Origin of the sequence: Pseudomonas sp. GM48 (assembly GCF_000282335.1) — a bacterium.
GTDB lineage: Bacteria > Pseudomonadota > Gammaproteobacteria > Pseudomonadales > Pseudomonadaceae > Aquipseudomonas.
In genome coordinates, this window is the sequence record NZ_AKJM01000071.1 from 21,517 (window position 1) to 27,872 (window position 6,356).

The 6,356-nt window shown below is 61.8% G+C and carries 7 protein-coding genes; 5 read left to right on the forward strand and 2 right to left on the reverse strand.

Annotated features, from left to right (window positions below; translation table 11 throughout):
• Positions 1-10 precede the first annotated feature (10 nt).
• Positions 11-670: a helix-turn-helix transcriptional regulator gene (locus PMI28_RS15735; RefSeq protein WP_007986467.1), complete on the forward strand. Its 660-nt coding sequence runs from the start codon at positions 11-13 to the stop codon at positions 668-670.
• 174 nt (positions 671-844) lie between these two features.
• The gene (locus PMI28_RS15730) at positions 845-1,705 is read left to right on the forward strand and encodes a CAP domain-containing protein (RefSeq protein WP_007986470.1); all 861 of its coding nucleotides are present in this window, start codon (positions 845-847) and stop codon (positions 1,703-1,705) included.
• 535 nt (positions 1,706-2,240) lie between these two features.
• On the opposite strand, the gene PMI28_RS15725 is transcribed toward PMI28_RS15730, so the two are convergent.
• Both PMI28_RS15725 and PMI28_RS15720 read right to left on the reverse strand, forming a co-directional pair.
• Positions 2,241-2,873 carry a Vgb family protein gene (locus PMI28_RS15725; RefSeq protein ID WP_007986471.1) on the reverse strand — a complete coding sequence of 211 codons (633 nt, stop codon included), beginning with the start codon at positions 2,871-2,873 and terminating at the stop codon, positions 2,241-2,243.
• 35 nt (positions 2,874-2,908) lie between these two features.
• On the reverse strand, positions 2,909-4,129 hold the full coding sequence (locus PMI28_RS15720) for a hypothetical protein (RefSeq protein ID WP_007986473.1): 1,221 nt from the start codon (positions 4,127-4,129) through the stop codon (positions 2,909-2,911).
• An 84-nt stretch (positions 4,130-4,213) separates the two neighbouring features.
• On the opposite strand from PMI28_RS15720, the gene PMI28_RS15715 reads away from it, so the two are divergent.
• The 3 genes from PMI28_RS15715 to PMI28_RS15705 all read left to right on the forward strand — a co-directional run bounded on the left by PMI28_RS15715 (position 4,214) and on the right by PMI28_RS15705 (position 6,246).
• Positions 4,214-4,972, forward strand: coding sequence for a DUF899 domain-containing protein (locus PMI28_RS15715; RefSeq protein ID WP_007986475.1), 759 nt, complete (start codon positions 4,214-4,216; stop codon positions 4,970-4,972).
• Between the two features lie 190 nt (positions 4,973-5,162).
• Entirely contained in the window at positions 5,163-5,615 is a 453-nt protein-coding gene (locus PMI28_RS15710; protein WP_007986477.1) for an Ohr family peroxiredoxin, read from the forward strand.
• Between the two features lie 172 nt (positions 5,616-5,787).
• A complete protein-coding gene (locus PMI28_RS15705; RefSeq protein WP_007986479.1) occupies positions 5,788-6,246 on the forward strand; it encodes a MarR family winged helix-turn-helix transcriptional regulator in 459 nt (152 codons plus the stop codon).
• Positions 6,247-6,356: the final 110 nt, after the last annotated feature.

Below are 6,356 nucleotides of genomic sequence, written 5' to 3' on the forward strand. Positions count from 1 at the left end.
AGAGCAAACCATGCTGGAAGGACTGGGCCGAACACAGCAGGACCTGCTCAATGCACTGCTGCATCATGCGGGCGGCATGAGCATTGACGAGTTGGCTGAACACCTGGCAGTCACCCGTACGGCGATTCGCCAACATTTGGCGGCGCTGGAACGTGACGGCTTGGTGCTGCGCGGCGACACCCGTCCGACGGGACGTCGTCCGGAGCAGCTGTATCGGCTCACCGACCATGCGCGGGAGCAGTTCCCGCGCCACTATCAGCTACTGGCCAGCGTATTGATTGATGAAGTGGCGGGCATCATCGGTCCTGAAGCCCTGGCCTCGCTGATGCGCAGCATGGGCCGCAAGCTGGCTTCGGACCTGGAACAACAGGTCGTGGATGAAGCCACGATCGTGCAGCACATGAACCAGACGGGCTATGAAGCCGAGGTGTTTTTTCGTTCAGGCGGCACCCCGGAAATCGTCGCCCATAACTGCGTGTTCCATCGCCTGGCCGCCGAGCACCCAGTGGTCTGCGAACTGGACCTGGCCTTGATCGGCGCACTGGGCGGCGGTGAAGTCGAGCACAGCGAATGCATGGTTCGTGGCGGGCATGTCTGTCGCTTCAGGCTGCGACCGACAGAAAGCCCGGACGTCACGACACAGGCCAGTTTGCTTAAACCCATGGGTTGATCCTTGTGTCGGGCGAAAACGCCATCATCCAGACCTGCCGACACCCTTCGTCGGACTCGTGGCAACGCCCGCAAATAGACAGCTGTCCAGCGTGAACCTTGTTTCAAGGCACCAGTCATAGCCCAGCACTTTTCCCCACTTTCTTCGTCGTCATCTCATCCGAGTTGTCCGTCCATGCGCCAAACTGTCGTTGCCTTGCGCTTTTCTTCGCTGTGCCTGTTTTCCCTGCTCCCCGTCTTTGCCAGCCCCGCTCACGCCGATGGGCAACGGCAACTGGTAGACGCCATCAACGACTATCGCGCCCATCCGCAACGCTGCGACCGGCGGCCGACGCAACGCTTATCACCCCTGACGCTCAAATCGAACCTGGCCCTGCCCGTTGGCTATGGCGGTGGGTTGCGGGACCGGTTAAAGGCTTCCGGCTATCAGGCCACAATGGTGCGGTCGATCCGTGTGGTGGGTGCGCGGGATGCCGAAGAGGCCTTTGATATGTTCCAGGACGAGCATTGCGCCGCACTGCTCGACAACCAATACGCCGACATCGGCGTCAGCCGCGCCGGGAGCGAGTGGCAAGTGGTGCTGGCGCGGCCGGTGCTCGACGGGCAAATCGGTGACCCACGCAGCGCCGGCCAGGCGTTGCTGGCTCAAGTCAACGCGGCCCGGGCCAGGCCGCGACTTTGCGGTCGCCAGCGTTTTGCCGCTGCACGGCCACTGTCCTGGAGTGCAGCCCTGGGCTCCGCAGCACAAGGCCACAGCAAGGACATGGCCTACGGCAATTATTTCGCGCATCAGGACCCCGACGGTGACATGCCGGCAGACCGCGCCAGAGCCGCCGGTTACCGTGGCCGGCAGATCGGCGAAAACATCGCCGCCGGGCAAGGTTCGCCCGGCAAGGCCATGGCAGGCTGGCTCGCCAGCCCCGGGCATTGCGCCAACCTGATGAACCCGATGTTCACCCAGGTCGGTGCCGCTTACGCCGCCAACCCGCGCAGCGACGAAGGTGTCTACTGGACAATGCTGTTTGGTGCGCCATGAGCCGCTGACCAGACCCACCTTGCGGGCATTAAAAAGCCCGCACTGGGCGGGCTTCGCGGGTGAGTATAAGTAGGTGGCCGGTGCTGGTCTCCGGCTTACAAGGTTTATCAGGCCTCCCACAAAAGAGCCGTAAAACTGTAATGGAACTCTTCTGCTTCACACGGCATAAGGGCTGGATCCCAGCGCGGGGATCTTTCTAACCGTGTACCCTTCGGAACGCGCCCCACGTCTCCTTGCTATCCTTTTGCGCATCAGTCTGCGTCTTCACCTACAAGGTTGAGGATAGCAAAACAGGCACAGTTGCCAACCGGGCTTTTAGACCGATTTCGACCAGCAGAAAACATGGCAGGACGGAAAAATACTATTGATACGCAGATGACTGCGATCTCCATCATCACCGACACAAATTCGCTCTTGTGGGAGCGGGCTTGCTCGCGAAGGCGGTGTGCCAGACAACATTGATGCTACCTGACACACCGCCTTCGCGAGCAAGCCCGCTCCCACAGAAGTGGTCCAATTGCTCTGTGTACGTGCCTCATGAAGGCCGACGCACCACCCTCACCTTGCCGCTATCGCCGCCACCGCAGAACAACCGCTCGCCGCCATCGGACTCCAGCCCCGACACGCCGACGCCTTCCGGCATTTTCAGGCTCTGCAGCACTTCGCCCGATTGCGGATCGATCCGGCGCAGCTCGCTTTCATCGCCTTCCCACGTACCGTGCCACAGCGCGCCGTCCACCCAGGTCACGCCGGTGACGAAACGGTTGGATTCGATGGTACGCAGGATTTTTCCGCTCTCGGGGTCGATCTGGTGAATCTTGCGTTCGCGGTACTGACCCACCCACAACGTCCCTTCAGCCCAGGTCAGGCCCGAATCGGTGCCGGCGCCGGGGGCAGGAATTGTCGAGAGGATGCGGCCGGTGCGGGGATCGATTTTGTGGATGCGATCTTCGGCGATCTGGAACAGATGCTCACCGTCAAACGCGGTGCCGGCATGGGCAGCGACATCGATCGAACTCAGTACCTTGCCACTTTCCGGGTCCAGGGCGTTGATTTTGCTGTTGCTTGCGAACCAGACCTTTTCGCCATCCCAAGTGACGCCGCACACATGGTCGACATCGGCAAACGGACCATACTCACGAATGATTTCAGCAGTTGCGTGTTTCATCTGGCATTCCTCAATGGGGGTTGGTGGCGTTCATCCTAGCCAGCGGGCAGCGGCGCCGGGAGTAACAAGGTCGTCGCGAATCCCGGCACGGGCGGCGTCATCCAGCGCCGCGCGCGACCACGACCAAACCACTGCACCTTGCCCGCTGCCGCCAGCGTATCGAGCGCCCGTTGCACCGTGCGCTGGCTGGTGCCCAGCGCCAGTGCCAGGGCAGAACTCGACCACGACTCACCATCGGCGAGGCAGGCAAACACCGCGGCAAATTTTTCTTCGACGGGTGGCGCCAGTGTCACCACCTCCGTACACACCGGTGATTGCAGGGCATAGCCGCGTGCCGTCGCGATGACGCCGGCCAACGGTTTGAGTGCTTGACGCAGCCTGCCGATTTCAACGCGAAGCCGGACGCGATGGGATTCATCCGAGAGCTTCAAACGGAACGCCCGGGCGATCAGCGTTTCCCGCGGAACGTCGGCGGGCCAGGCTTCGGCCAATGCGCGGACGAGCATGAACAGAATCGGGCGCGTAGCGAGCGACACCGACATGCCGCAGCCACGCACAATGTACCGGCAGGCATCCACCACCAGCGACGTTGAACCGAGCAACACTTCAACTTCATCGAGCAACAGCGTCCGTATTTCACCCTGGGCAATCAGGCGTGCCGCGGGGGCATCGAGCAGACGCGCAGCGTGTTCGACCTCGGCCATCAGCGCGGCAATCCCCGTTTGACGGGCAGCCTGCGTGGCCGTCATCAACGCCATCCGTGCCGCGTTCGATTGCAGGCGTCGAATAGCGATTCCCGCCATGACCAGTTCATGGGTCGCACGCAGTGCCGGCGGCAATGGGCCCGGATCAAGTTCGGTGAGTAACTGCTGCGCCGCGTCGAGCTGACCGATCAGCAGCAACCGGCGGACTTGCAGATACCGCGCATGGGCGGCGTTGACCCGGTCACCGTGGCGTTCAAGCGTGACCCGCGCCGCTTCCAGCGACTTGACCGGCCATCCGAGTTCCCGCGAAGCCAGGGCGATTTCGGCCTCAGCCACCACGCATCGCGCACGGGCCAGCACTTCCCTGGGCGCAAATGCCCGCTGCGCACGCTTGACCAGTGCCCTGGCCCGCACCAGATCGCCCAACTGCGCCATCGCGATACCGCGCAGGGCCAGCGCCGGCGCATCGTCGCGCAATGCCACGCGGTCCAGTGCGCCAAGTGGATTCCCTGCCGCCAGCGCCTGTGCGGCTGCCGTGATCATCGAGTCCATCGAAATCCCGCCACGCTTGTCACTCCCACCGTTCGATACCCGGGTTTAGTCTAATTCTGGACCTTTCACCAGGAGCGTACAGCGATGAACACGCACGAAACCGCGACCCGGGAACAATGGCTGGCGGCACGTTTGCAACTGCTCGAAGCGGAAAAGGCGCTGACCCGACGCAGCGATGAAGTGGCCAGGCAACGCCAGGCCCTGCCATGGGTTCGCCTCGACAAGGCGTACCGATTCGATACCGACAACGGCAGCGCAACCTTGGCCGAGCTGTTTCAAGGGCGCTCGCAACTGCTGGTCTACCACTTCATGTTCGGCCCCGACTACACGGCCGGCTGCCCTTCCTGCTCAGCCATCGCCGATGGCTTTGATCCCGTCGTCATCCACCTGGCGAATCATGACGTGACACTGATGGCGATATCCCGCGCGCCGTTGGCGAAACTGCAGGCTTACAAACGCCGGATGGGCTGGACCTTCCCCTGGGCCTCGGCCGCCGATAGCGACTTCACCGCCGACTTCAACGTTTACTTTACCGAAGCGCAGCAGCGTCAAGGGCTCGTCGAGTACAACTACCAACGCGGCGGGCATGCCATGGACGCCAGCCAGATCCCGGAACCTGTGAAGCAGTTCGCCGCGACCTGTGGCACCGATGCGCCGACCTATACCCGCGACAGGCCGGGGCTGAGCGCGTTTGTGTTGGAAGACGGCGAGATCTACCACACCTATTCCACCTACGCGCGGGGTCTGGACGGGTTGTGGGGCATGTACCAATGGCTCGATCGCGCACCCAAGGGGCGCAATGAAACGGGTCCCTGGTGGCGGCGGCATGACGAGTACCGGTGAGCACGCCATTGCTGCGTTTTTGCCGCCCCGCAGCCGAGGAGCGTGAACCTCGTCGATTCAACCACTCGTCGCAAAGGCACGACGTTGCCTATTGACGGAGCGAGGCTTCTGCCGGATATTATTTACATCGCATACGATACGATCGTATGCGACCACAAATCATCTACTGCAACGTTCGAGGATTCACCCCATGAGCAAGATCGAAAAAGTCCTGGTTACCGGCAAGACCCACACCACCCTCAACAGCGCCGGCAACACGTCGCGCGGCCATAACGGCAACCTGGACATCGAACTGTCGTCCCCTGGCAATCCTGAACCGGCGCATGTTTTCGCTGCAATCCAGCCCCACCCGACCGCCGAGCAATTGTTCTCGGGGGCCTGGTCGGCCTGCTACATCGCGGCGGTCGGGCTGGCGGCCCAGCAACTGAAAGTGACACTGCCACCTGATGTGGCTGTCGACATCGAAGTCGATCTGGGCCAGACCGGTTCGGCCTACTTCATTCAGGCCCGATTGACCCTGCGTGTGCCGGGCCTGTCACACGAAATCGGTACCGAGCTGGCACACCTGGCGGACTCCATCTGCCCGTACTCCAAAGCAACACGCGGCAACATTGACGTGGCCATCAACGTCCTCACTGCGTAACGCGACGTTCGGCCGGATCGCCAGTCTCAACCCCTACGATCCGGCCGGCGCTCTCTGGAGCCTCAAGCACAGCGAAGACGAACGCCGAGCGTTCGAGCACTTCCGATGCTATCGCACACGACGTATAGTCGAATGCCTGCACGCCTTCCGTCTCCGGCCAGAGAGAACGCCAATGAAGTCCACCGACAAGACACTCCCTACTGACCTGAAACTCGCCGACTTCCTGTGTTTTGCGGTCTATTCCACCAACCTCGCGTTCGGCAAGGCCTACAAGCCGATGCTCGAGCAGCTCGGACTGACCTACACGCAATACATCACCATCGTGGCGCTGTGGGAGGAAGACAATCAAACCGTCGGCAGCCTGGGTGAAAAGCTGTTTCTCGAATCCAACACCCTGACGCCGATCCTGAAAAAGCTCGAAGCGATGGGCTATGTGATGCGTCAGCGCGACCCCGAAGATGAGCGTCAGGTGCGAATCAGCCTGACCGGCAACGGCCGGCAACTGCGCAATGAACTGCCGGACAACGGCATGCTAGAAACCGGCCTGGAGCCGGAAGAATTCGTGCAAATGCAGAAGGCCATCGTGAGGCTGCGCAACAATCTCATTCGTTCAACCAACGCCGATAAGTGAGCGCCCGCAACGTCACTGGCTGCAGTTGGCAACATTTCTCTTTCAAACGAGAGGCCTCGAGCCGCGACACCCTTTGTAGCAGCTGCCGAGCCCGCGAGGCTGCGTTCGGC